General features: G+C 66.8%; 23 protein-coding genes. 14 read left to right on the top strand and 9 right to left on the bottom strand.

The genetic code is table 11. The annotated features are described in order from the left end of the window. Positions 1-27 precede the first annotated feature (27 nt). A complete protein-coding gene (locus C8J26_RS05345; RefSeq protein ID WP_107956956.1) occupies positions 28-1,503 on the top strand; it encodes a flavin-containing monooxygenase in 1,476 nt (491 codons plus the stop codon). Between the two features lie 4 nt (positions 1,504-1,507). Here the strand turns inward: C8J26_RS05345 and C8J26_RS05340 are convergent, their stop codons facing one another. Next, positions 1,508-2,008, bottom strand: coding sequence for an SH3 domain-containing protein (locus C8J26_RS05340; protein WP_107956955.1), 501 nt, complete (start codon positions 2,006-2,008; stop codon positions 1,508-1,510). A 104-nt stretch (positions 2,009-2,112) separates the two neighbouring features. Between C8J26_RS05340 and C8J26_RS05335 the strand changes: the two genes are divergently transcribed. Both C8J26_RS05335 and C8J26_RS05330 read left to right on the top strand, forming a co-directional pair. Next, a complete protein-coding gene (locus C8J26_RS05335; RefSeq protein WP_107956954.1) occupies positions 2,113-3,111 on the top strand; it encodes a 2-hydroxyacid dehydrogenase in 999 nt (332 codons plus the stop codon). 80 nt (positions 3,112-3,191) lie between these two features. Beyond that, positions 3,192-3,383, top strand: coding sequence for a hypothetical protein (locus C8J26_RS05330; protein ID WP_055879018.1), 192 nt, complete (start codon positions 3,192-3,194; stop codon positions 3,381-3,383). An 81-nt stretch (positions 3,384-3,464) separates the two neighbouring features. Here the strand turns inward: C8J26_RS05330 and C8J26_RS05325 are convergent, their stop codons facing one another. From C8J26_RS05325 to C8J26_RS05310, 4 genes are all read right to left on the bottom strand, one after another. Beyond that, on the bottom strand, positions 3,465-3,710 hold the full coding sequence (locus tag C8J26_RS05325; RefSeq protein WP_146168768.1) for a hypothetical protein: 246 nt from the start codon (positions 3,708-3,710) through the stop codon (positions 3,465-3,467). Between the two features lie 163 nt (positions 3,711-3,873). Then, a complete protein-coding gene (locus C8J26_RS05320) occupies positions 3,874-4,512 on the bottom strand; it encodes a LysE family translocator (protein ID WP_107956952.1) in 639 nt (212 codons plus the stop codon). A gap of 82 nt (positions 4,513-4,594) precedes the next feature. Continuing rightward, entirely contained in the window at positions 4,595-5,998 is a 1,404-nt protein-coding gene (locus tag C8J26_RS05315; RefSeq protein ID WP_056411437.1) for an NAD(P)H-dependent flavin oxidoreductase, read from the bottom strand. 68 nt (positions 5,999-6,066) lie between these two features. Beyond that, a complete protein-coding gene (locus C8J26_RS05310) occupies positions 6,067-7,203 on the bottom strand; it encodes a glycosyltransferase (RefSeq protein ID WP_107956951.1) in 1,137 nt (378 codons plus the stop codon). A gap of 232 nt (positions 7,204-7,435) precedes the next feature. Here C8J26_RS05310 and C8J26_RS05305 point away from each other — a divergent pair, with 232 nt between their 5' ends. Then, complete coding sequence (locus C8J26_RS05305; protein ID WP_146168767.1) at positions 7,436-7,792, top strand: hypothetical protein; 357 nt, start codon at positions 7,436-7,438, stop codon at positions 7,790-7,792. 63 nt (positions 7,793-7,855) lie between these two features. Here C8J26_RS05305 and C8J26_RS05300 read toward each other — a convergent pair whose 3' ends face one another. From C8J26_RS05300 to C8J26_RS05290, 3 genes are all read right to left on the bottom strand, one after another. Then, positions 7,856-8,965, bottom strand: coding sequence for a glycoside hydrolase family 130 protein (locus tag C8J26_RS05300; RefSeq protein ID WP_107957091.1), 1,110 nt, complete (start codon positions 8,963-8,965; stop codon positions 7,856-7,858). 170 nt (positions 8,966-9,135) lie between these two features. Then, complete coding sequence (locus C8J26_RS05295) at positions 9,136-9,894, bottom strand: SDR family oxidoreductase (RefSeq protein ID WP_056411442.1); 759 nt, start codon at positions 9,892-9,894, stop codon at positions 9,136-9,138. Positions 9,895-9,938: 44 nt separating this feature from the next. Further along, positions 9,939-10,820 carry an alpha/beta fold hydrolase gene (locus C8J26_RS05290; RefSeq protein ID WP_107957090.1) on the bottom strand — a complete coding sequence of 294 codons (882 nt, stop codon included), beginning with the start codon at positions 10,818-10,820 and terminating at the stop codon, positions 9,939-9,941. 37 nt (positions 10,821-10,857) lie between these two features. Here C8J26_RS05290 and C8J26_RS05285 point away from each other — a divergent pair, with 37 nt between their 5' ends. The 7 genes from C8J26_RS05285 (at position 10,858) to C8J26_RS05255 (ending at position 17,822) form a co-directional block, all read left to right on the top strand. After that, positions 10,858-12,234: a protein adenylyltransferase SelO family protein gene (locus C8J26_RS05285; RefSeq protein ID WP_107956949.1), complete on the top strand. Its 1,377-nt coding sequence runs from the start codon at positions 10,858-10,860 to the stop codon at positions 12,232-12,234. A 35-nt stretch (positions 12,235-12,269) separates the two neighbouring features. Beyond that, the gene (gene astD / locus C8J26_RS05280; RefSeq protein ID WP_107956948.1) at positions 12,270-13,682 is read left to right on the top strand and encodes a succinylglutamate-semialdehyde dehydrogenase; all 1,413 of its coding nucleotides are present in this window, start codon (positions 12,270-12,272) and stop codon (positions 13,680-13,682) included. Positions 13,683-13,929: 247 nt separating this feature from the next. Further along, the gene (gene cobA, locus C8J26_RS05275) at positions 13,930-14,718 is read left to right on the top strand and encodes a uroporphyrinogen-III C-methyltransferase (protein WP_107956947.1); all 789 of its coding nucleotides are present in this window, start codon (positions 13,930-13,932) and stop codon (positions 14,716-14,718) included. Then, positions 14,715-15,011, top strand: coding sequence for a DUF2849 domain-containing protein (locus C8J26_RS05270; protein ID WP_056411450.1), 297 nt, complete (start codon positions 14,715-14,717; stop codon positions 15,009-15,011). The genes cobA and C8J26_RS05270 overlap by 4 nt, the downstream gene beginning before the upstream one ends. Position 15,012: 1 nt before the next feature. Further along, complete coding sequence (locus C8J26_RS05265; protein ID WP_107956946.1) at positions 15,013-16,644, top strand: nitrite/sulfite reductase; 1,632 nt, start codon at positions 15,013-15,015, stop codon at positions 16,642-16,644. Further along, a complete protein-coding gene (locus C8J26_RS05260; protein ID WP_056050673.1) occupies positions 16,637-17,077 on the top strand; it encodes a DUF934 domain-containing protein in 441 nt (146 codons plus the stop codon). Before C8J26_RS05265 ends, C8J26_RS05260 begins: the two co-directional genes overlap by 8 nt. Beyond that, on the top strand, positions 17,070-17,822 hold the full coding sequence (locus C8J26_RS05255; protein ID WP_107956945.1) for a phosphoadenylyl-sulfate reductase: 753 nt from the start codon (positions 17,070-17,072) through the stop codon (positions 17,820-17,822). The genes C8J26_RS05260 and C8J26_RS05255 overlap by 8 nt, the downstream gene beginning before the upstream one ends. 167 nt (positions 17,823-17,989) lie before the next feature. Here the strand turns inward: C8J26_RS05255 and C8J26_RS05250 are convergent, their stop codons facing one another. Beyond that, a complete protein-coding gene (locus C8J26_RS05250) occupies positions 17,990-19,480 on the bottom strand; it encodes a replicative DNA helicase (RefSeq protein WP_056411458.1) in 1,491 nt (496 codons plus the stop codon). 99 nt (positions 19,481-19,579) lie between these two features. On the opposite strand from C8J26_RS05250, the gene C8J26_RS05245 reads away from it, so the two are divergent. From C8J26_RS05245 to C8J26_RS05235, 3 genes are read left to right on the top strand one after another with little or no spacing between them, the layout of a single operon-like run. After that, positions 19,580-20,062, top strand: coding sequence for a UPF0262 family protein (locus tag C8J26_RS05245; protein WP_056411460.1), 483 nt, complete (start codon positions 19,580-19,582; stop codon positions 20,060-20,062). Between the two features lie 7 nt (positions 20,063-20,069). Further along, positions 20,070-20,747 (top strand): glycoside hydrolase family 25 protein, encoded by a 678-nt coding sequence (locus C8J26_RS05240; protein WP_107956944.1) that lies wholly within the window; start codon positions 20,070-20,072, stop codon positions 20,745-20,747. Continuing rightward, complete coding sequence (locus C8J26_RS05235; RefSeq protein ID WP_107956943.1) at positions 20,744-21,193, top strand: cytidine deaminase; 450 nt, start codon at positions 20,744-20,746, stop codon at positions 21,191-21,193. Before C8J26_RS05240 ends, C8J26_RS05235 begins: the two co-directional genes overlap by 4 nt. Positions 21,194-21,202 lie beyond the last annotated feature (9 nt).

The following is a 21,202-nucleotide window of genomic DNA, read 5'->3' as shown; positions in this document are numbered from 1 at the left end:
CGTAACGCCGGGGCGAGGGGATGCAGCATGGCCGAGCATGTCGACGTGATCGTTGTGGGTGCCGGGATTTCCGGAATCGGAACCGGCTACCATCTGCAGACGCGCTGCCCCGACCGCAGCTACATGATCCTTGAGGGGCGCTCGGCGATGGGCGGGACGTGGGACCTGTTCCGCTACCCCGGCATCCGCTCCGATTCGGACATGCACACGCTGGGGTTCGCCTTCCACCCCTGGACCGCGGCCAAGTCGATCGCCGACGGGCCCTCGATCCGCGCCTATGTCGAGGAAACGGCGAGGGAATACGGGATCGACCGCAAGATCCGCTATGGCCACCACGTCACGTCTGCGGCGTGGTCGACCGAGGATGCGCGGTGGACGGTCGAGGCGACGGGACCCGATGGCTCCCCGGTCACGCTCACCTGCAATTTCCTGTCGATGTGCGCGGGCTATTACAATTACGCCAAGGCCTATTCGCCCGAGTTCGAGGGCGCGGAGAGCTTCGCCGGGCAGATCGTCCACCCGCAATTCTGGCCCGAGGATCTCGATTACAGCGGCAAGCGAGTCGTCGTGATCGGCAGCGGCGCGACCGCGGTGACTCTAGTGCCGACGATGGCGCAGACCGCGGAGCACGTAACGATGCTCCAGCGCTCGCCCACCTATATCGTCGCCCGGCCGGGCGAGGATGGCGTCGCGAACTGGCTGCGCGGCAAGCTGCCGGCCAAGGCGGCGTACGGCATCACGCGGTGGAAGAACGTCCTGATGGGGATGTTCTTCTTCCGCCTTGCGCGCAAACGCCCCGCCGAGGTGAAGGAGCGGATGATCGGCATGGTCCGCGATCATCTCGGTCCCGATTACGACGTCGCGACGCATTTCACGCCGCGCTACAATCCGTGGGACCAGCGCGTCTGCCTGGTGCCCGACGGCGACCTGTTCACTGCGATCAACGCGGGCAAGGCCTCGATCGTTACCGACACGATCGCGCGGATCACGCCCGAGGGGATCCACCTCGATTCAGGCAACGACCTGCCCGCCGACGTCATCGTCACCGCCACCGGGCTCGAACTGCAGTTGATGAGCGGCGTCGCGTTCAGCCTCGACGGGCAACCGATCGAGCTCGCCGGGCGGCTCCAGTATAAGGGGATGATGTTCGACGGCATCCCGAACCTGTCCTCGACCTTCGGCTATACCAACGCGTCCTGGACGCTGAAGGCGGACCTGACCGCGGTCTATGTCTGCCGCCTGCTCAACACGATGACCAAGCGCGGGCTTCGCCAGGCGACCCCCTACAACGACGACCCGACGATGAAGAGCGAGGCGTTCCTCGATTTCTCGTCGGGCTATGTCCAGCGCGCCGCCGCCGCGCTGCCTGCACAGGGCGAACGCAAGCCGTGGAAGCTCAACCAGAATTACGCGCTCGACCTGATGGCGTTGAAGTTCGGCTCGATCGACGACGCGATGCGCTTCTCGAACCCCGCCGCGGCGAAGGTACGCTTGCCCGCCTAGCCGATCAGGGCAGCGTCTCGCCCGCCTCGACGCCCCATAGCGCGCCAATGTCGACAAAGCCCGCCTGCCCCTTCACGTCGAACCGGCACCAGCCATTGCCGCACTGCGCCAGCCGCCCGACCACGCCGGGCGCCGCGCGGTACAGCACGCGGCCCGACGCGGCGGGCTTGTCGCGCAGTTCGACCGGGCCCGCCCCGCGGACGATCGCGGTGCGCGTGCCGCTCAGCAGATTGGCCTGCATCCAGCCCTCGGTCCCGTCGGGATCGGCAACCTTGCGCCATTCCTTGAAGATCGCGACGACCTTGATCGGCAGGTCCTGCCGCTGATACAGCCAGCTCGCCGGATAGGTCCGCGCCGGCCCGGTTCGCATCCGCGCGCGCGACGCCGAGATCGAGGCATAATAGGGCACCGCCCGCTTCGTCGCGTCGGCGGCAGCCGCCGGCTCGGACACCAGCGCGGTAAAAACAACGGCGGAAAGCGCTGCGGCGAGAATGCGCATGGTCATGTCCTAACTGGCAAGCCGACCTCCTATCGCGATGAATCGCTTTCCTCAACCGAAGTTGGAGTCTCGATGTTGACGACCGCACAGGCCTTCGCCAAGCCGTCACCATGACCGACACACGCCGCTGTCCGAACCCCAAGGTCGTCGTCACGCGCGAGCTCGCGGATACGCTGATGGACCGGATGGAGGCGCTGTTCGATACGCGCAACAACCGCGCCGACGCGAAGCTGACGCGGGCCGAGCTTGCCGCCGCGATGGCGGACTGCGACGTGCTCGTCCCCACCGTCACCGACGATATCGACGCAGAGTTGATCGCGGGCGCGGGCGACCGGCTCAAGCTGATCGCCAACTATGGTGCGGGCGTGAACCATATCGACCTGAAGGCCGCGCGCGCGCGCGGGATCATCGTCACCAACACGCCGGGCGTCCTCACCGAAGACACCGCGGACATGACGATGGCGCTGATCCTCTCGGTCCCGCGGCGGCTCGCGGAGGGCGAGAAGCTGGTCCGATCGGGCCAGTGGAAGGGCTGGAGCCCGGGCGGCATGCTCGGCCACCGGATCGGCGGCAAGGCGCTCGGGATCGTCGGGATGGGACGGATCGGTCAGGCGGTCGCGCTCCGGGCGCGCGCGTTCGGGCTCACCATCCATTACCATAATCGCCAGCGGCTTCCCGCGGTGCGCGAGGCGCAGCTGGCCGCGACGTTCCACGACTCGCTCGACGCGATGCTCGCCGCGGTCGACATCGTGACGATCCACACCCCGCTCAATCCCGACAGCCGCAACCTGATCGACGCGCGCCGGATCGCGCTGATGCGGCCGCACGTCTATCTCATCAACGCGGCGCGCGGCGGGATCGTCGACGAGGCGGCGCTGGTCGAGGCGCTCGAAGCCGGCCGCCTCGCCGGCGCCGGCCTCGACGTCTGGGCGCACGAACCCGCGATCGACCCGCGCCTGCTCGCACTGCCCAACGTCGTGATGCTGCCGCACATGGGTTCCGCCACGCTCGAAGGCCGGATGGCATCGGGCGAGCGAGTCATCCAGAACATCCGCATGTGGGCCGACGGCCACCGCCCGCCGGATCAGGTGCTCGACGGCTGGATCTGAGCGATCCGCAGCACGATGCCGGAACCGTTACCGCGATGCAGCATTCGTTGGATACCCCCGGAGAGACAGGAGTATTCAAGATGAAGAAGTTTGCCGTTTCCGCCCTGCTGCTCGCGTCCGCCGTCTCGATGAGCGCGTGCTCGACGCTCAAGGGCGCAGGCATCGGCGCAGCGGGTGGCGCAGGTGTCGCTGCCGCAACGGGCGGCAGTGTCGAGAAGGGCGCAGCCGTTGGCGGCGCAGGGGGTGCCGTCGTCGGCACCGTGGCCGACTGACCTGACCCAGACCCCGGGCAGCGTATCGAACGCGCCCGGGGCCTATCCTCCCCCGCAAGGGGAAGAATCGTAGCGGCCGTCTCAGACCGCGCGCATCCAGTGCGTCCGCGCGACGTTCCCCGTCAGCACCTTCGACCCGAACGCCTTGATGATCCTGGCGGCGTCCACGCTGTTCATCAGCACGACGCGCGTGCCCCCTGACGGCAGGCTTTCGATCGCGCTGATGATCGCATTGTGCTTCTTGCACATCGCCACGACCTGCGGCTGTTCGACGCTGACGTTCACCGCGCGCGAGATCGGTACGACCGTGTCCACCTCGGTCGTCACGAAATGCGTCCTGTAGTCACGATGGAAGAAGAGATCGTCATGCGGCATTCCCGGCTCGGAGCGGGAGCGCAAAGCATCTCTCAGTCGCAGCCTGCCCGTATGAAGCGCTCCGATACGCCGGGTATGCGCGCTATCGCCCCGATCGGCAATGGCGACCGGCGCGTTAGGTTCGCACCCGCAGCAGCGCGAGCCCGAAACCGACGAAGATCGCCCCCGTCAGCCGATCGAACGCACGCCGCATCGCCGGGCGGGTCAGATACCGCGCGAGCGTCCGCCCACCCGCCGCGTACACGCCGTACCAGAAGCTTTCGACCACTGCGAAGGTGGCGACGAGGATCGCGAACTGCGGTCCCTGCGGTGCGGCCCGATCGACGAATTGCGGGAGAAACGCCGCCGCGAACAGCAACAGCTTGGGGTTGCTGATCCCGATCACGAACCCGCCGCGATACAGCCGCGCCGCCGATGCGGCCGGCATGCGCGTGACCGGCGACGTATCGTCGCCCACGTCGATCGGCGATCCCGCCCCGCGCCAGGCCTTGATCCCGAGGAAGATCAGATAGGCGACACCGGTATAGCGCAACGCGTCGAACACGCGCGGCCAGGCCGCGAGCAACGCCGACACGCCTGCCGCCGACGCCGCCAGCACGAGCACCAGCGCGGTCAGGCACCCGGCCATCGCGGCGATGCTGCGTCGCGCACCGAACGCAATGCTGCGCGTCATGACGTGCAGCATGTTGGGCCCCGGCGTCCCGCACAGCAGGAACACCGCACCCAGGAACAGCCACCAGGCGTGTAGCGTCATCCTTGCCCCCTGCCCTCAAGATCCGCGGTCACCGACCGGCATGGCGACCCCGGGCCCGCCGGGGTTGCCCTTGTCCGCAGCGTCAGTCGCCCGTGAGGATCCGGTCCACGAGCTGCCCGACGCTGGGCACGAACCCGTTCGAATAGAACGGATCCTTCTTGAAGTTGTACGCGGCATGGCCGGCGAACATCAGGTTCTGGTCGATGTCCCCGCCATGCGCGATGTCCTGCAACGTCTTCTGGATGCAGAAACTGCGCGGATCCGCCAGACGTCCGGTCGAGTTCGTCTCGGTATCCGCCCAGCTTGAGAACGAGCATTGCGACAGGCAGCCCATGCAGTCCGCCTGGTCCTTGCGGATCATGCCCTTCTCGTTCGGGCTGACGAACACCAGCGTGTTGTCGGGCGTCTTGAGCGCGTCGGTAAAGCCCTCGCCGAACCACTGGCGTGCGCGCAGCAGGTCGTTGCGCGTGACCCAGAAATTCTTGCCCTTCACGCCGACGTCGAGCTGGAAGATGTGGTCGCCCGCCTCCTGCGTCGAGAACGCGATCTGGCGTTCCGAGCGCGCCTCGAGGCTGCGCAGGAACGGGTTGCGCACCGCAGACGAATAAAAGCCGGTCGGCGAGAATTTGTGCAGCAGCACGTCGCCTTCCTCGATCTGCGTCAGCGCGTTCTTCCAATCCGCGGGGATCGGGCTTTCGCGAGTCAGCAAGGGCCGCGTGCCGAACTGGAACGCGATCGTGCCGAGCTCGGGATTGTCGATCCAGTCGTTCCAGTCGCGTAAGTACCAGACGCCGCCCGCCATCACGATCGGCACCGCGTCGCTGATGCCGCCTTCGCGCATCACGTCGCGCAGTTCCTTGACGCGCGGATAGGGATCCTGCGGCTTCAACGGGTCCTCGGCGTTCGACAGGCCGTTATGCCCGCCCGCCAGCCACGGATCCTCGTACACCACCGCGGCGAGCCACTCGGCCGCCTTCGAATAGGCGCGCTTCCACAGCGCGCGGAATGCCCGGCCCGAGCTGACGATCGGCAGGTAGCTGACGCCGTAGGACGCGGTGATCTCGCTCAGCTTGTAGGGCATGCCCGCGCCGCAGGTGACGCCGGCCACCTTGCCGCGCGTCCGCTCGAGCACGCCGTGCAGGATCCGCTGCGCGCCGCCCATTTCCCACAGCACGTTGATGTTGATCGCGCCCTTGCCGTCGGCGATCTCGTACGCGCGCTCGACCTGCTGGACCGCACCCTCGATCGCGTACTGGACGAGCTCCTCGTGCCGGTCGCGCCGCGTGAGCGCCGCATAGACCTGCGGGATGATCTTACCCTCGGGATCATAGCTGTCGGCGTTGACCGCCGACACCGTGCCGATACCGCCGGCCGCAGCCCAGGCGCCGGCCGACGCGTGGTTGGTCGCGGCAACGCCCTTGCCGCCCTCAACCAGAGGCCAGACTTCCCGACCGTTATAGACGATAGGCTTCAGGCCCTTGAACACGACGTCACCTCTCCCGGAAAATACGGCCCCCTATATCGCAAGGACGCAGCGCGCGAGCAAATTAAGACCTAGGTTAGCGCACCGGGTCGTCCGAGTGCACTCTCGTACAGGCTGCGATAGCGCGCGATCATCATTGCCTCATCGAATTCTGCGCGCGCCTTGGCCTGGTTTGCAAGCCCGACCGAGGCGCGGAGCGTCGGATCCGCGACCAGCGCCTGCAACGCGTCACGCAGCCGCACCTCGTTGGCGATGTCGGTCACGAAGGGCAGATTCTCGGGCGAGACCATCCGCTTGATGTCGCCGACCGGATAGCTCGCGATCGGCAGGCCCGCAGCCATCGCCTCGACCACCGAGATCGGAAACTGCTCGCTGCGCGACGACACCGCCAGCATGTCGAAATGGCCGATATAGCGATAGGGCCGATCGAGGAATCCGGGCAGCACCAGCTTGTCCGCCATCCCCATCGCCGCCGCCGCCTGCACGATGTTGGCACGCTCGGGCCCTTCGCCGACGATCACCAGCCGCACCCGCCCCGAGACGCCACCGACCGCGCGGACCAGCGCGGTGAGGTCCTTGACCTCGCGCAGACCTGCCAGCGCACCGATCACGACCTCCTTGGCGTTCGGCACGAAGCCGGGGATCGCCTTGGGCTCGGGCTTCTGCGCGTAATAGGCGGTGCCGATCCCGTTGACGATCCGGTGGACGCGCGCGCGCGGCTGCTTCCAGGTGTTCAGCGCGATCGCCTCGAGCGCCTCCGACGGCACCGCCAGCGCATGCGCGGCGCCCAGCGCGAGCCGCCGATAGATGTTGCGCTCGATCTTGAGCCCGCCCGCCTCGTCCGCGTTGAACCCGTCCTCATGATGGACGAGCGGCGGCGCGCCCTTGCTGAACGCGCGGCGCGACATCGCCCCGTCGATCGCGCCCCAATTATAGGTCAGCACCAGGTCGAACCGCCGCATATACTGCGCGATCGCCTCGTAGCGCTTGACCGAGGGCTTGCCGGTCAGCGGCGGCGGGTTCTGCGCGATCTCGTAGCGGATGCCCTTGGCGATCGAATCGCGCGCATCCAGCGCATCGGGCACGCCCGAGACGATCGTATGTTTCGCCCGGTCGCCAAACGCATTCATCAAGGCGACCGCGCGCGCCTCCTTGCCGCCCAGGCTGAACGAGGAGTGGAGATGCAGGATGTTGACGGGTGCGGCCATGTCCGAGCGATGCCGATTTTTGGGCGCATTTTCAAGGGATCTGCCGTCTCCGGCAGGGCATGAAGCGCACCCGCCGCGCACCACGCTTCTGAACAGTTCCGCCGATTCAGACCTTTCTCCCAAATATGTCGATCGATCGCATAGCAATACGGACAAGCTTAGATTTGCCCAGAATACTATAGCGTTCTTTATACCTGCTTACCGGAACACCGGTACAGAGAGGATGATCATCATGACAACTTATGATTTCGATCAAAAACAGATCCATAGCGTTCTGGATGCCGCATCGGAGCATGCAAAGGAGGCCAATCTGACGGGGTTGAGCCCGACGACCGATGTTTCGGGCGGCGGTGCGATGATGTTCGCCGGCGGCTGCATCAGCGTCACGGTCAAGAATCACCGTATCTGCCTCAACCTGCCGCTGGGCTTCGGGTCGTTCTGCTTCCCGATCCCGTCCATCTTCCCCGACGGCACCGCCGCGAAGGCGTGTATCGACATCTGCACGACCTGGGGCATTCCGACCGGCGTCAAGGTGTCCGTCTCGGTCGCCGGCCATGTCGTCGTGTCGAAGTCGTTCGGACGCTGCTGATCCGACCTGCCGGGAGGACACGCGCCCCGTGTCCCCCCGCTTGGTCCCTCTATGCGTCTCCGCTCAGCCCGCGAACACGGCCTTGTCGATATGCGTGATCCGGCAGGCGAGGTCCGCCTCGCCGCTCGCCACGACATAGAAGTCGCCCGCATCCGCGATGCCGGTCGTGAACACGACATTGTCGAGATACAGGCTGTCCTTGAGCGGCTCGGTGAGTGCCGGGTTCGGCTCGAGCAGCGCTTTGTGCTCGGTCGCGACGGTGATCGACGGATCGTCCCTGTCGAGGATCGACCAGTAGGTGCGATAGATGCCGACGACGCCCGACGGCTCGACCCCGTGCCACAAGGTCAACCAGCCACGATCGGTGAGGATCGGCGGTGCACCGCCCCCCATCCGCGCGGTCGAGACGGTGGCGGCGTGTGGCCGGATGCCGGGCTTGTCGTGCGGCTTCCAGTGCAGCGCATCGGGCGAGCGCGACAGGTTGATCGACGGTCCCGCGCGCCACTCGCTACCCGGCGGATAGGCAAAATACAGGTCGCCGAGCGGCCGCGTCTGCGCCCAATATTGCCCGCCGATCAGCCCCTCGAAGATCAGCATGTCCTTGTTCTGGTGATCGAGCACGATCCCCTCGAGCTGCCAGTCGAGCGCATCGGCGGACGAATACAGCGTCGTCGAATGCCGCTCCGGGCTCACCGAACAGGTGGTCATCAGATACCGGTCCCCGACCTTCGAGATCCGCGCATCCTCGACGCCATAGCATTGGTACGACGTCCGCGGCGCGATCGCCTTGTCGTAATGCACCGCAACGACCGATCGCCCTTCCGCGTCCAGCTCAACCGGCAACAGCCACGACAGCGACGTCAACGCCATCACCTTCCACCCCCCGCCGGGAATCAGAAACTTACGCGGATCCTTGGTATCAACCATCTGCAACGGCCATGCATCAAGCAGATAGGCGCCATCCTGCCAGCGGATCGCATGGACGTTGCCGCCCTTGATCGGCTGGCGCAGCGCTTCGGCCACGCGCACCATGAGCAGCAGGTTGCCGTTCGCCAGTCGCGTCATCCCCGGGTTGAACGCGCCGAGCACATAGGTCTCGGCGCCGACCTTGCCCGCCAGCGGCGAGCGCGACAGGTCGATGTCCGCGGGAGTGAAGACGAGCTGATCGAACATGCGATTCTCCTTGGTAATGAATGGCGACGCGACCATTCATGGCGTTCGTCATCCTGACGAAAGTCAGGATCCAGAGCCATGCAGGACGCCTTACCGTAACTCTGGATCCTGACTTTCGTCAGGATGACGGGAGGGTTTGCGCCTGATGGCATACCGCCAACCTGGCTGCGTTATTCCCCCTCCAGCGCCCGCGGGACGATAACGATCTGCTGGATCACCGACCGCGTCGGCTGCGTCAGCAGGAACTCGACCCCCGCGGCGATATCCTCGCCGCGCAGCATCTGCTCCGCCGCGATCATCGCGCGCTGCTTGTCGTCGGGCACGTCCGGATATTGCATGTTCGAGCCGACCTTGCCCGGCTCGACCAGCGACACGCGGATGCCCTTGGGCCCCAGCTCGCGCCGCAGCGCCTCCGAGAAGCCGGCGATGCCCGACTTGATGCCGGCATAGACGGTCGAGCTCGGCCCGAGGATATGCGCGCTGAGCGAGCCGATCAGGACCATGTCGCCGATCGGCGTCATCCGGTGCGCGGCGTGGTGCGCGCTCAGCAGATAGGCGGTGAAATTGACCGCGATCGCATAGCGCAGCGCGTCCTCGTCCATCTGCGTCAGACCACCCGCGGCCACCGCCGCGTTGATCACGGTGATGTCGAACCCGCCGAGATAGGCCTCGCCCGCATCGAAGAACGCGCGCACCTTGTCGGGGTCAGCCAGTTCGGTGACCATGCCGTCACCCGTGCCGACCGCCCGGATCTGCGTCAGCGCGTCCTCCAGATGGCCCGCGTCGTGGCCGCAGATATAGACGCTGACCCCCTGCCCCGCGAGCATCACCGCGATCGCTCGGCCGATCCCGGTCGTCCCCCCGGTGATGATCGCGCGGCGGCCCTTCAGGGGGCGTGCGCTGGTATGAAGATCGGCATGGTCGGTCATGAAATTTCCTGGTGCATCGGCGCAGTGCGCAGCATCCGGCGGGCTTAGGCGCGGATCGCCGCCCCCTCAAGCGCGCGCGCCAGCAGCCGGTCGATCGGCGCCTGCACGATCGTCTCGGTCAGCGTCGGGGCATGGCCGACGCCCGGCACCGTCACCAGTTCGGCGCGGTCGAGCGATGCCACCATCCGCTCCGCGGTCACCGCCGACAACAGGTCGGATCGACCGCCGCGCACGATCAGCGTGGGCACATCCCGCAACGACGCGAGCGCCTGCCACATGTCCGGCCCCGCTTCGTTGCCCGGCACGCGGAACGGCTCGGCGATCTTCAGGTCGTAATCGAGCACGATCCGCCCCGAACTGTTCAACCGGTACAGCCGCTTGGCCATCGCCAGCCACTCCTCGATCCCCCAGTCGGGATAGACGTCGCCGTTATTCTCCGCGACGCAGCGTGCGGCGTGCATCCAGGTCGGGAAGACGCTCGCCTTGCCGACATAGCCGCGGATCCGCGACAGGCCCTGCGCATCGACCTCCGGCCCGACATCGTTGAGCAACGCTGCCACCATCCGCCCGCGCGATGGCCCGGCCATTAGCATCGCAACGATCCCGCCGAGCGACGTGCCGAACGCAACATAGCGATCCACCCCCTGCTCGGTCAGCAGCGCCTCGACGTCCTGGACATAGGTCAGCGGGACGTACGACATCGGGTCCTTCGCATAGGCGCTTTCGCCGCGACCGCGGAAATCCACCGCGATCAGCCGCCACCGCCCCGCCAATCGTGCCGCTAGCGCATCGAAATCGCGCGCGTTGCGAGTCAGCCCGGCCATGCAGAGGATCGGCGGCTGGCCTTCCGCCCCGCCCGGATAGTCCCGCGCGTGGAGTCTCAGCCCGTCGTTGGACCACCAATAGAGGTTTTCGTAAGCGGCCATGGTTGCGTCCTTCGGGTAGCGGCCACCATATCGCCGCATGCCCATCGACCCGCAAGCCTTCCGCTCCGCTCGCTATCGCCCGGAGACTCGCCTTCTGACGCTGGGAGAAAGGTTCTTCGATCCGGTCGTCCCTGCCGACTTTCCCGAGACTCGGCTCCGCTTCCGCAACGATCGCGCCGCCCGGCAGATCGGGCTCGAAGCGCTGGGCGACGAGGCGTGGGCCAGCCATTTCGGCCGGTTCGTGCCGCTGCCCCGCACGCTCCCGCAGCCGCTCGCGCTGCGCTATCACGGCCACCAGTTCCGCCAATATAACCCCGAGATCGGCGACGGGCGCGGCTTTACCTTTGCGCAGATGCGCGACGATCGCGACCGGCTGATGGATCTCGGCACCAAGGGATCGGGGCAGACGCCGTGGAGCCGGTTCGGCGACGGTCGCCTGACGCTGAAGGGCGGCGTGCGCGAGATCCTCGCGACCGAGATGCTCGAAGCGCTCAACGTCCCGACCTCGCGCACGCTGTCGCTGATCGAGACGGGCGAAGAGCTGCAGCGCGGCGACGAACCCAGCCCGACACGCTCCGCGGTGCTCGTCCGCCTCAATCACAGCCATGTCCGCATCGGGAGCTTCCAGCGCCTCGCCTATGAGCGTGACGAAGCGGGCCTGCGCACGCTCGTCGGCTACACGCTGCGCAACCTGTACGACGAGGACAGCGACGACCCCGTCCGCCTGCTCGACCTCGTGGTCGGCCGCGCCGCGCGGTTGGCCGCGCGCTACATGGCGGCGGGATTCGTCCACGGCGTGCTCAATTCGGACAACATCAACGTCACCGGCGAGAGCTTCGATTACGGCCCGTGGCGGTTCGCCCCGACCTGGGATCCCGCCTTCACCGCGGCCTATTTCGATCATCAGGGTCTGTACGCGTTCGGCCGCCAGCCCGAGGCGATCCACTGGGACGTGATGCAGCTCGCGATCGCGCTCCGCCAGATCGCCGAGAGCGAGCCCTTGGTGGCCGCGCTCGACCAGTTCGGGCCGCGCTATCAACCCGAAGTCACGCAGGCGATCCTGTGGCGGCTCGGCGTCCGCCCGCGCGATCCAGACACCGACCGCGACCTCGTGCAAGCCACGGAACGCGCGCTCCGCACCACCGGCGTCGGTATCGACCGCTTCTTCTTCGATGCGTTCGGCGGTGACCTGCCCGAGACCTACGCAGAACCCTGGGCCGAGGTCCGCACGGCGCTGGCGTCCTATGAACCGCGCAAGGATCGATCGCACGCCTATTGGTCGGGCGAACCGTGCAGCATGCTGATCGACGAGGTCGAGGCGATCTGGGCCCCGATCGCCGAGCATGACGACTGGACGCTGCTGAACGCAAAAGTCGCCGCAATCCGCGCCATGGGCGAGGCGCTCGCCGAATAATTGGAATCAGGTCCGATTTGAGGCAAGAGCAGCTCATGTCCGACGAGATCATCTCCTACGAACCGGCCACCGGCGCGATTCTCTGGCGCCATCCGATTGGCGACGTCGACGCCGAAGTCGCCTGCGCGCGGGCCGGATGGTCGAGCTGGGCGTCCAAGCCGCTCGCCTTCCGGATCGAGACGATGCGGCGCTTCGCCAACATCGTCCGCCAGCGCAACGACGCGTTCACCGATCTGATCGCGCGCGAGACCGGCAAGCCGATCTGGGAAGCCCGCGGCGAAGTCGAGACCGTCATCGCCAAGGTCGACATCTCGGTCAGCGCCTATGCCGATCGCACCGCCCAGCGAAGGTTAGAGGCGACGATGGGCTCGCGCATCGCCGTTCGCCACAAGCCGCACGGCGTGCTGGCCGTTCTCGGGCCGTACAACTTTCCCGCGCATCTACCCAACGGCCACATCGTGCCCGCACTGATCGCCGGCAACGCGGTCGTCTTCAAGCCATCGGAAAAGACCCCTGCGGTCGGCGCATTCCTCGTCGAATGCTTCCGCGCCGCGGGCGTGCCGGCAGAGTGCATCCGGCTCGTCATCGGCGGCCCGAACGAAGGTAAGGCGCTCGCCGCGCACCCCGATATCGACGGCCTGCTGTTCACCGGCTCGGCACATACCGGCCTCGCACTCAACCGCGCGTTCGCGGACAAGCCCGAGAAGATCCTCGCGCTGGAGATGGGCGGCAACAACCCGATCGTCGTGTGGGACACCCCCGACCTCCACACCGCCGCAATCCTGATCATCCAGTCGGCGTTCACCACCGCGGGCCAGCGCTGCACCGCCGCCCGCCGGCTGATCGTCGATACCAAGCTGTACGAGCCGCTCATCGCGACGCTCGACAAGATGGTCGGCCGGATCATCGTCGGCGAGCCGCACGCCAACCCGGCGCCGTTCATGGGCCCGGTGATCGACAATGACGCTGCCGACCAGCTGACCGAGAGCTTTCTCGCGCTGCTGATGCGCGGCGGCCGCGCGATCCGCCACCTCGAACGCCCGGTCGAGACCCTGCCGTTCCTCAAGCCCGCGCTGATCGACGTCACCGACGTCGCCGACCGGCCCGATGTCGAACTGTTCGGGCCGATCCTGCAGGTCGTCCGCATCGACGATTTCGACGCCGCGATCGCCGAGGCCAACGCCACGCGCTACGGCCTGTCCGCCTCGCTGATCAGCCAGACGCCCGCGCTCTACGACCGGTTCTGGGCCAATATCCGTGCGGGCATCGTCAACTGGAACAAGCCGACCAACGGCGCCTCCTCGGGCGCGCCGTTCGGCGGCATCGGCTGGTCGGGCAACCACCGGCCGAGCGCCTATTACGCAGCGGACTATTGCGCCTATCCGGTCGTCAGCAGCGAATCCGAAAGCGCGCGCGCCAGCATCGGCATCGGCCTGGCGGACGGGTGACCGCCGCCGATCCTCCCCCGCCAGGGGGAGGTGGCTGGCTCTTGCCAGACGGAGGGGGAGGTAAGCGATGACCTCTCCTCCGTGTCCGCCCCCTCCGTCGCTTCGCGCCACCTCCCCCTGGCGGGGGAGGATCGTTAGGCCCGTTGCTCCGGACATGCCGATCGATCCGGTCGGCAAAAGCTCTCCTACCCCCCGCCAAAGCATCATTCGGTTGCAGCGCAGCGCGTTGCCGCCCATCTCCCACCGCATGGCAAGTCTCCTAGACCCTACCGCCCGCGGGCGCGTCATCCTCGTCGGGGCGGGCCCGGGTGATCCCGGCCTGCTCACCGTCCGCGCGGTCGAGGCGCTCAAGACTGCGGACGTCGTCGTGCATGACGGCCTGATCGACCCGCGCGTGCTCGATATCGCACCGCCGGGGGCACAGCGCATCTCGGTCGCCAAGCAGCGCGCGCGCCACACGCTGCCGCAGGAGGCAATCAACGCGCTGATCATCGCGCACGTGAAGACCGGCGCGATCGTGATCCGGCTAAAGGGCGGCGATCCGTTCGTGTTCGGCCGCGGCGGCGAGGAAGTCGAAGCCGTGCGCGCCGCAGGGCTGCCGGTCGAGGTCATCCCCGGCGTCTCGGCTGCGCTGGGTTGTGCCGCCGAGGCGATGCTTCCGCTCACCCACCGCGATCATTCGAGCGCAGTCAGCTTCGTCGCGGGCCAGTGCAAGGGTCTTGACGAGCAGAACTGGGCCGGGCTTGCCGGCCAGGGCCGGACGCTCGTGATCTACATGGGCATCGCGACCGCGACCGACATCGCCGACAAGCTCATGGCCGACGGCGTCGCGCCCGACATGCCCGTCGCGGTGCTCGAACGCGGCACGTTGCAAGGGTCGCGCGCGATCCGCACGCTGCTGGCCGATCTCGGCGCGATGGTGACTCGCGAAGCCGTGAAGAGCCCCGCGATCATCGTCGTCGGCGAAGTCGTCGAACTGTCCTACGCACAAGACAAACTCGCCCGCTGGGCACGCATTGCAGAGGCCGCCGCATGAAGCTGTTGACCGGAAACGACCTTCCCACCGGCGACGTCATCTGGTGGACCGGCGAAGGCTGGTCGCGCCATATCGAGGATGCGGTCGACGTCGGCGTCGCGGGCGAATCGATCCTACAGGCGGAGGAGGGCGCGCGCCGCGTCAACGTCCCCTATCTGATCGAGGCGACGCAGACCGACGACGGCCCCCGCCCCGCCCATATCAAGGACCGCATCCGCGCGCTTGGCCCAACGATGCGACCCGATTTGACTCTCAAACCCGCCGACCCCGATGCCGGCAGCTGGGTGATCTGACATGTACAAGTATGACGAATATGACCAGGCGATCGTCGACCAGCGCGTCGACGAATTCCGCGATCAGGTCCGCCGCCGCCTCTCGGGCGAGCTGACCGAGGACCAGTTCAAGCCGTTGCGGCTGATGAACGGCCTGTATCTCCAGCTGCATGCGTACATGCTGCGCGTCGCGGTGCCCTACGGCACGCTCGACGGCCGGCAGATGCGCATGCTCGGCCACATCGCGCGCAAGTACGATCGCGGCTACGGGCATTTCACGACGCGACAGAACATCCAGTTCAACTGGATCCAGCTCGACCAGACCCCGGACATCCTCCAGGAGCTGTCGACCGTCGAGATGCATGCCATCCAGACGTCGGGCAACTGCATCCGCAACATCAGCTCCGACCAGTTCGCCGGCGCCGCCGCGGACGAGGTCGCCGATCCGCGCCCCTGGGCCGAGCTGATCCGTCAGTGGAGCACCTTCCACCCCGAATTCACCTACTTGCCCCGGAAATTCAAGATCTGCGTGATTGCGGCGGACGAGGATCGCGCGGCGATGCGGCTGCACGATATCGGCATCGGGCTGCACGTCCGTGATGGTGAACTCGGCGCGAAGATCTATGTCGGCGGCGGCATGGGCCGCACGCCGATGATCAGCCACGAGATCCGCGATTTCGTCCCCGCCGACGACCTGATGAGCTATCTCGAGGCATGCCTGCGCGTCTACAATCGCTACGGCCGTCGCGACAACATCTACAAGGCGCGGATCAAGATCCTGCTGCACGAGATCGGCCCCGACGAATATCGTCGCCAGGTCGAGGAGGAATTCGCCGCGGTGAAGGGCCTCGGCCTCGATCCGCCGCGCGCCGAGCTCGAGCGGATCACGAGCCATTTCGGTGCGCCCGCGTTCGAGGAGAACGCATCCACCGAGATCGACCGCAGCGATCCCGACTTCGCGGTCTGGCTCGACCAGAACGTGAAGGCGCACAAGCAGCCGGGCTATGCGATCGTCAACATCAGCCTCAAGCCCGTCGGCGGCATCCCCGGCGACGCCTCGGCGGACCAGATCGACGTGATGGCCGATCTCGGCACGCGTTACAGCTTCGACGAGCTGCGCGTCACGCATGCGCAGAACATCGTCCTGCCGCATGTCCGCATGGCCGATCTGCACACGGTGTGGTCGACGCTGAACGAGGCGGGGCTGGCCGAGGCCAATCTCGACCTGATCAGCGACATCATCGCCTGCCCCGGTCTCGATTATTGCAGCCTCGCCAATGCGCGCTCGATCCCGCTCGCGCAGAAGATCGCGACCCGCTTCGGCAGCCTCGATCGCCAGCGCGATCTGGGCGAGCTGAAGCTCAAGATCAGCGGCTGCATCAACGCCTGCGGGCATCACCATGCCGGGCACATCGGCATCCTCGGCGTCGACAAGAAGGGCACCGAGAATTACCAGCTCTCGCTAGGCGGATCGGGCGCGGAGGATGTGAGCCTCGCCAAGATCACCGGCCCCGGCTTCTCCGAGGACGGCGTGGTCGACGCGATCGAACGCGTCACCGACCGCTATCTGCAGGTGCGCGACCCCGGCGAGCGGTTCCTCGACACCTACCGCCGCGTCGGCTTCGAGACGTTCAAGGAGGCGATATATGGTTGAGTATCCGGACCAGACGCTGCTGCGCTTCCGCGACGACGAGCCGCATGACGAGCCTGCGGTGACTCTCGACTCGTTCATCGGCCAGAGCAACGCCGCCGCCGTTCGGCTGGAGGCGGGCGACGACGCGCGCGCGCTGTTGCCGCAGATCGACCAGCTCGCGCTGATCGAGGTGAGCTTTCCCGGCTATCGCGACGGGCGTGGCTATTCGTCCGCGCGAATCCTGCGCGAGGCGGGCTATACCGGTGAACTCCGCGCGCAGGGCGACGTGCTCGTCGATCAGATCCCGCTGATGCGCCGCTGCGGGTTCGACAGCTTCGCACCCCAGGCGCCGATCGACATCGACGTCCTGCGCGCCAGCCTCGAACGCTATGACACGCCGTACCAGAAGGCGGCGGACGGCGCGGTGCCGGTGTGGAAGCTGCGCCATGGGTGAACCCGCCCGCATACTCGACATGATCGACGTCACGCCCGCCTTCACCCGCGCGGACGCGCAGGCGATGCAGACGCGGTTCGAGGGCGTGTCCGCGCAGGACATGCTGCGCGAACTGCTCGCGGGCGAGTTGCGCGGGCGGATCGCGGCGGTGTCGTCGTTCGGCGCCGAATCGGCCGTGCTGCTGCACATGGTCGCGCAGGTCGATGTCGACGTGCCGGTGGTCTTCACCAACACGCAGAAGATGTTCGGCGAGACGCTGGCGTACCGCGACGAGCTGGCGGAGACGCTCGGCTTTACCGACCTGCGCGTGTTCCGGCCCGATCCGCGGTTGCTCGCGATCAAGGACAAGACCGGGCTGCGCTGGTCCTATGATCCCGACGGCTGCTGCGACCTGCGCAAGGTCGAGCCGCTGCGCCGCGCGCTCGCGCCGTTCGATTCGTGGATCTCGGGCCGCAAGGGCTTCCAGTCGGGCACGCGCACCGCGCTGCCGCGGTTCGAGGAAGATGAGGGCCGGCTAAAGATCAACCCGCTGGCGGATTGGGACAAGGCCAAGCTCGACGCCTATTTCGCCGAGCATGAATTGCCGCGGCATCCGCTCGAGGCGCAGGGCTATCTCTCGATCGGCTGCGCGCCCTGCACGACGAAGGTGGCGCCTGGCGAAGATCCGCGCGCGGGCCGGTGGCGCAGCTTCGACAAGGTCGAATGCGGTATCCACGCCCCGACCGATTACGACCCGATGATCTGACTCCGGTCCCTCTCCCCTCCGGGGAGAGGGAGGGAGGAGCCGTAGGCGACGGAAGGGTGAGGGGCGTTGGGAGGCGACGTCCCGAGCCCCACACCCCTCTCCCTTCCCACGGCCAAGAGGCCGCGGGCCCCTTCCCTCTCCCCGGAAGGGAGAGGGACATAAGAGCCTCAATACTCGGCCAGATCCGAGAACTTCGTGATCGTCGGATCGAACTTCATCCGCACCTTGCCCGTCGCACCGTGACGCTGTTTCGCGATGATCAGCTCGGCCAGACCGTACACCCGCTCCATCTCCGCCGCCCATGACGCGTGATCCTCGAAGATCTTCGCGCTGTCGCCTTCCGCCGGACGCTTGGGCTCCTTCGACGCGACGTAATAATCCTCGCGGTACACGAACCAGACCATGTCGGCGTCCTGCTCGATCGACCCCGACTCACGAAGATCCGACAGCATCGGCGTCTTGTCCTCGCGCGATTCCACCGCGCGGCTCAGCTGCGACAGCGCCAGCACCGGCACGTTCAGATCCTTCGCGAGCGTCTTCAGCCCACGAGAAATCTCCGAGATTTCCTGGACTCGGTTGCCGTCCTTGCTCTTGCCCGACCCCGACAGCAGCTGGAGATAGTCGACCACCACCAGCCCGATCTCGTTGTTATGGCGACGCTGCAACCGGCGGACGCGCGTGTGCAGCGCGCCGATCGACAGACCGCCGGTATCGTCGATGAACAGCGGCAGGTTCTCAAGCTCGGCCGCCGCCGCCGCGAGCTGCGCGAACTCGGTGCGGCTGATCTTGCCCATGCGGAGCGATTCGGACGAAATCTGCGACTGCTCGGCGAGAATACGCGTCGCCAGCTGATCCGCGGACATCTCCAGCGAGAAGAATGCGACCTTCGCGCCGACCGAGTCCTTGGGCGCGATCCCGTCGGCCATGTCGCGCATCCAGCGCCGCGCCGCGTTGAACGCGATGTTGGTCGCGAGCGACGTCTTGCCCATACCCGGACGGCCGGCGAGGATCATGAGATCGCTGTGATGCATGCCGCCGATCTTCGCGTTGATCGAATCGATGCCGGTCGTAACGCCCGAAAGGTTGCCGCCCGAGTTCAGTGCACGCTCGGCCATCTTGACCGCCGCGGTCGTCGCCTGCGCGAACGACTTCACCGAATTCTCCGAGCCGCCATCCGCCGCGACCTTGAACAGCTCCTCCTCGGCCAGCTCGATCTGCGCGCGCGGATTGACCTCTTCGGAGGTGTCCATCGCCCGATCGACGAGCGTACGCCCGACCGAAACGAGCGCGCGCAACATCGCGAGATCATAAATCTGCTGCGCGAACTGGCGCGCACCGATCAGGCCGGCGCCGCTCCCCGTCAGCCCGGCCAGATACGCTGGCCCGCCAAGCTCGCGCATCCCCTCGTCCGCGTCGAACATCGGCCGCAGCGTGACCGGGGTCACCAGCATGTCGTTGCCGCGCAGCGTCTTGATCGCCGCGAAGATCCGTCCGTGGACGGGTTCGAAGAAATGCCCGGGCTCGAGCTTGTCGACCAGATCGTCGGCGAGCCGGTTGTCGATCATCATCGCGCCGAGCATCGCGGCCTCGGCTTCGACGTTGCGGGGAAGCTGCTGCGGCTCGGCCACAGCGGGAACGGGGAATGCGAGAGTTGCCATCCCCCGCACCTACGCGATGGACGGGTCCTCGTCCAAGCTGCTCGCGCCGGAATGCTGGGGATAAGTGACAGGCCGAACGCGCCCCGCTATCGAACCCGGATGGCCGACCCGCGGATCATCGATGTTGAGCTCGACGAGACCAGTCTCGGCTGGCGTTCGCCCGACGTCGAACAGGAACGCCGGATCGCGATCTTCGACCTGATCGAGGGAAATCACTTCGCGCCGCAGCGTGCCTATCCCGACGGCTATGCCGGCCCCTTCAAGATCAAGCTCCAGTCGGAGGAAGGGCGCCTCGGCATCCACATCCACCGCGAGGACGATACGCATCTCGAGACGCTGGTGCTCGCGCTCGGGCGGTTCCGCCGGCCGATCCGCGATTATTTCGCGATCTGCGACAGCTATTACCAGGCGATCCGGCAATCGACCCCGGCGCAGATCGAGACGGTGGACATGGCGCGCCGCGGCATCCACAACGAAGCCGCAGAGCTGTTGAAGGAACGCCTCGATGGCAAGATCGAGGTCGATTTCGACACCGCGCGACGACTGTTCACGCTGATCTGCGTCCTCCACATCCGCAATTAGAAGACCCATGGCTTACGGACTTTTGAAATTCGCGGCCGCGCTGGCCGCGACCGGCTTTGTCGGCATCTGCGGCTGGACCGCCGCCACAGGCTGGCACCCCGATGTGAAACAGTATCCGTTGCAGGGCATCGACCTCGCCGAAAATCCCGGCCCCGTCGAATGGGGCACGGTGCGCGCGCGCGGTGCCGACTTCGCCTATCTCGTCGCGACGTCGGGCACCGATCGGCGCGATCCGGGGTTCGAGGCGAACTGGGCGGCCCTCCCCGACGCAGGTCTCCGGCGCGGCGCGGTGCATGTCTATTCGCTGTGCCAGCGTGCGGACGAGCAGGCCAATGCGTTCAACACCTTCGTGCCGCGCACCGCGGATGCGTTGCCGACCGCCGTCGACATCGCCTTCCATGACGACTGCACCGCGCGCCCGAATCGCGCCACGCTGATCGCCGACGTCGCGCAGTTCGTGACGATGGTCGAGACGCATACCCGGCAACCCGTGATGCTGCGGATCAGCAAGGCGGTCGACACGCAATACAGCCTGTCGGGTGCGGTGCCGCGGCCGCTATGGGCGGTGGAGAATGTGCTCAAACCCGACTACACCGCGCGGCCGTGGCGGATGTGGCGCGCGAGCGATTTCCGCCGCATCGACGGGATCGAAGGACCAGTAAATTGGGACGTGGTGGCATCATGACTGAACACGCAACACGGCTCGTCGCCGCAGCCCGAGACGCTTCGCGCAACGCGCACGCGCCTTATTCGCGGTTCGCGGTCGGCGCGGCTGTAATGCTCGACGACGGCACGGTGATCACCGGCGCCAACTTCGAGAACGCCAGCTACGGCCTGTCGCTCTGCGCCGAGACGGTAGCGATCGCCACCGCGAGCGCCGCGGGCCGCCTCCGCGATATCGTCGCGATCGGCGTGATCGGCGGCGCGATGGACGCCGAGGGTCGCGCGACGGGCACCTCGCCCGTCAGCCCCTGCGGCCGCTGCCGCCAGGTCATCAACGAAGCCGCGCAGATGGGCGGCCGCAACCTCCCCGTCCATTGCGCCGCGGCAGAGGGCGACGCGATCCGCACCTATACCGTGTCGGAGCTGCTCCCCGATGCGTTCGGCCCTGCCGATCTGGGGATCCGCTGAGCCATCCCG

The sequence above is a fragment of the Sphingomonas aurantiaca genome (genome assembly GCF_003050705.1).
Classification (GTDB): Bacteria; Pseudomonadota; Alphaproteobacteria; order Sphingomonadales; family Sphingomonadaceae; genus Sphingomonas; species Sphingomonas aurantiaca.
This window is presented reverse-complemented; position numbering and strand designations above follow the sequence as displayed.

Coding starts and splice junctions, on each gene's coding strand:
- C8J26_RS05330 (WP_055879018.1), top strand. CDS start 3,192: ATGAAGAAGTTTGCCGTTTCCGCCCTGCTGCTCGCGTCCGCCGTCTCG.
- C8J26_RS05270 (WP_056411450.1), top strand. CDS start 14,715: ATGAAGCTGTTGACCGGAAACGACCTTCCCACCGGCGACGTCATCTGG.
- C8J26_RS05335 (WP_107956954.1), top strand. CDS start 2,113: ATGACCGACACACGCCGCTGTCCGAACCCCAAGGTCGTCGTCACGCGC.
- C8J26_RS05240 (WP_107956944.1), top strand. CDS start 20,070: ATGGCTTACGGACTTTTGAAATTCGCGGCCGCGCTGGCCGCGACCGGC.
- astD (WP_107956948.1), top strand. CDS start 12,270: ATGTCCGACGAGATCATCTCCTACGAACCGGCCACCGGCGCGATTCTC.
- C8J26_RS05235 (WP_107956943.1), top strand. CDS start 20,744: ATGACTGAACACGCAACACGGCTCGTCGCCGCAGCCCGAGACGCTTCG.
- C8J26_RS05320 (WP_107956952.1), bottom strand. CDS start 4,512: ATGACGCTACACGCCTGGTGGCTGTTCCTGGGTGCGGTGTTCCTGCTG.
- C8J26_RS05245 (WP_056411460.1), top strand. CDS start 19,580: ATGGCCGACCCGCGGATCATCGATGTTGAGCTCGACGAGACCAGTCTC.
- cobA (WP_107956947.1), top strand. CDS start 13,930: ATGGCAAGTCTCCTAGACCCTACCGCCCGCGGGCGCGTCATCCTCGTC.
- C8J26_RS05310 (WP_107956951.1), bottom strand. CDS start 7,203: ATGGCCGCACCCGTCAACATCCTGCATCTCCACTCCTCGTTCAGCCTG.
- C8J26_RS05255 (WP_107956945.1), top strand. CDS start 17,070: ATGGGTGAACCCGCCCGCATACTCGACATGATCGACGTCACGCCCGCC.
- C8J26_RS05290 (WP_107957090.1), bottom strand. CDS start 10,820: ATGGCCGCTTACGAAAACCTCTATTGGTGGTCCAACGACGGGCTGAGA.
- C8J26_RS05260 (WP_056050673.1), top strand. CDS start 16,637: ATGGTTGAGTATCCGGACCAGACGCTGCTGCGCTTCCGCGACGACGAG.
- C8J26_RS05340 (WP_107956955.1), bottom strand. CDS start 2,008: ATGACCATGCGCATTCTCGCCGCAGCGCTTTCCGCCGTTGTTTTTACC.
- C8J26_RS05250 (WP_056411458.1), bottom strand. CDS start 19,480: ATGGCAACTCTCGCATTCCCCGTTCCCGCTGTGGCCGAGCCGCAGCAG.
- C8J26_RS05295 (WP_056411442.1), bottom strand. CDS start 9,894: ATGACCGACCATGCCGATCTTCATACCAGCGCACGCCCCCTGAAGGGC.
- C8J26_RS05300 (WP_107957091.1), bottom strand. CDS start 8,965: ATGTTCGATCAGCTCGTCTTCACTCCCGCGGACATCGACCTGTCGCGC.
- C8J26_RS05305 (WP_146168767.1), top strand. CDS start 7,436: ATGACAACTTATGATTTCGATCAAAAACAGATCCATAGCGTTCTGGAT.
- C8J26_RS05345 (WP_107956956.1), top strand. CDS start 28: ATGGCCGAGCATGTCGACGTGATCGTTGTGGGTGCCGGGATTTCCGGA.
- C8J26_RS05265 (WP_107956946.1), top strand. CDS start 15,013: ATGTACAAGTATGACGAATATGACCAGGCGATCGTCGACCAGCGCGTC.
- C8J26_RS05285 (WP_107956949.1), top strand. CDS start 10,858: ATGCCCATCGACCCGCAAGCCTTCCGCTCCGCTCGCTATCGCCCGGAG.